The sequence below is a fragment of the Pantoea anthophila genome (genome assembly GCF_006494375.1).
Lineage (GTDB): Bacteria > Pseudomonadota > Gammaproteobacteria > Enterobacterales > Enterobacteriaceae > Pantoea > Pantoea anthophila.
Genome location: NZ_VHIZ01000021.1, coordinates 1 through 2501 on the forward strand (window position 1 = coordinate 1; position 2501 = coordinate 2501).

3 protein-coding genes are annotated in these 2501 nt (G+C 45.6%); all 3 read right to left on the reverse strand.

Annotation, left to right across the window (positions count from 1 at the left end; all coding sequences use genetic code 11):
* Positions 1-55 precede the first annotated feature (55 nt).
* A complete protein-coding gene (locus tag FJW00_RS03930) occupies positions 56-418 on the reverse strand; it encodes a hypothetical protein (RefSeq protein WP_140923100.1) in 363 nt (120 codons plus the stop codon).
* Between the two features lie 332 nt (positions 419-750).
* Positions 751-1530: an Ivy family c-type lysozyme inhibitor gene (locus FJW00_RS03935; RefSeq protein ID WP_140923101.1), complete on the reverse strand. Its 780-nt coding sequence runs from the start codon at positions 1528-1530 to the stop codon at positions 751-753.
* Positions 1531-1638: 108 nt separating this feature from the next.
* Positions 1639-2501, reverse strand: an 863-nt coding sequence (locus FJW00_RS03940; RefSeq protein ID WP_140923102.1) for a type VI secretion system Vgr family protein, incomplete at its 5' end; no start/stop codon positions are given.

Sequence of the window (2501 nt, forward strand, 5' to 3'; positions counted from 1 at the left end):
TTTTCATCCATAATGCAGTGACTCTCATTACCATTTCGGTTAAAAAGTGCAATGCCTATTTTTGGGCATCATAATCAGGTGCAATACCATACTTTGTTTCAACCAGCCTGTCTTTTTTAACCCAGCCATCAACCTGATTCCCGTCATCAGAAACATACATTACACTGTAATATTCTCCATATTCAACATAAGCATATAACTCATTACCAGGAACAACAAAAACGTCTTTTTCTATACATTTTTCATTGGGAGCAGAATAAAAGTGCAACCTGCCTTTTCCGCCGACCTTATAGACATTATCGGTATTGTCAAAACGAACACCTCTATTGTTAGCTTCGTTGCTCAAAATGTGGCAGAACTCATTGGCAAATAGTGCCGGAGGACATAAAAAGGCAATCAACAATAGAAATTTAAACATATCCCCCCTGACATGCCTGATAAAACATCCATATCAAAATAATAAAATATAATTTTATCCTGTATGAAATGTCATGCATTGTTACTTTCAGTCATTTGAATTGAGCGTCATCATAATATGGCTGAATTTTTACTATCCAGCTGAAAAGAGATATGTCTTTCATCCGCATCATAATTTAACCAGTGCTGATTATCACTGTCAACGACCGTACCCTGACCACATTTACTGACCAACACATTCTGACTATGATCGGGTCCAGCCTTGCTGAAAAATGATGGATAAAAATCACGAATAGTGGTGCAGAAGTCAGCAACCACTACGCGATAATACGTTTATTTGGGGTTACTCTCCCACTTCCCGTCTTCAGATAATACAATCTTATTATTAACAACAACAGTAAGATTACTAATCACATTGTTGATAATATAGACCGCGTCATGATTTCGGAATTTATAACTCAGTACAGGACAGGTTGCTTGACCACAATCACTTTTCGTGGCTTTCCCTTTTAATCTGACAATTGCCCCATCTGATTTCCTGACTCCCTCGTAACTAACATCATTACACTCCGTACCCTCAGCACAGAGCGACATTATTTTAATTCTGAACTTTGCGGTCTCGAAAAACTTCTCACTACTATTTTGAAGTTCTTTTTGGACTTTATCGGGAATAATTAACTGTTCTTTACCAAAACGTTTTGCCCAGTTCGCAATGTCTTCCTGCATTTTGCTATTTGTACGATCATTGCTCACATAATGTGTTTTATTATCTTCAGGCAGAATCCATGCAGCATAGACTTTACCGTCAGGCTGTATCACAAAAGCCGATGCCTGAACCAGATAAAGATCTTTTAACCAGCCCTCGACGAATATCCCACCATTCATTGTTTTATGGGGTTCGCCAAAAACATCAAAATTCTGGCTAAAATCACTGTAATCATCACCCAAAACAGTTTTTAAACTGGAAATAACTTTCTGATCGTTGAAGATAGTTGAAACACTACTGAGGCTATTATATTGAGCATAAGACGCCCGGGTATCCGATGCTGTAGCAATACCTGATGAGCCACATGTAAAAAAACCTAAAAAAAGCAATCTAATAAATAAATTCATTTATTTACCTGAAATAATCTTAAAATTCGGTAACCTCCTGGTCATAGCGTCTGGTGGAGCCATCTGAGTAATATCTCCACCAGTAATATGAGCCCATTTTTCACCGTTCTACTTCGGCGGGAAAAGGTTTTCTACGGCCTGGCTGATGTTCTGTTTATGACCTGAACCCGGGGCGCTTGTGCCCGGTTTAGCGCCATCTGTGTTCAGATTCAGTTTGCCGCCGGATGTGGTGATATGCCCGTCGCCCTGCACGAAAATATTGAATCCCTTGCCGACGATATTTATCTGGCCATTCGCGTTAAGTTCGATAGCGCTCTCTCCGCATTCCAGGCGAAGTTGAGTGCCCGATCCCACTACATAGGTATCGACTACCGCATCGAGTTTGCCCTTACCGGTCAGCTGCTCTTCGCCACCTTTTACACCGTGGACACGGTTGGTTTCGACACGGTAAAGCTCATTGCCACCTGCGTAATGGCTGTGATTATTAGCGACTGAATGGCTGGCGTCATTTTTAACATGGGTATCCATGTTCTTCTGCGCCTGGATCCAGAGGTGCTCCTCACCCGCCTTGTCCTCAAACCTCAGCGCGTTCGCGGTGTCCGCCGTGCCGTCCTTTGACCGGCTCAGAAAACCCATCTGCGTCGCCGCCGCCGGCAGCGCCCACGGCGGCATGCTCGCCTCGTTGTACACCCGACCAATGATCAGCGGACGGTCCGGGTCGCCGTTGATGAAGTCCACCACCACCTCGTCGTTCACGCGCGGGATCTGCACCCCGCCGAAGCCCTGGCCCGCCCACGCGCTCGACACGCGCACCCAGCAGGAGCTGGTGTCGTCACCCTTCGCCAGACGGTCCCAGTGAAACTTCACCTTCACCCGCCCGTAGCGGTCCGTCCAGATGGACTCCCCCTTCGGCCCCACCACCTTCGCCGTCTGCGGGCCGTGCGTCTTCGGCCACGGCGTCTCCGGCGGCG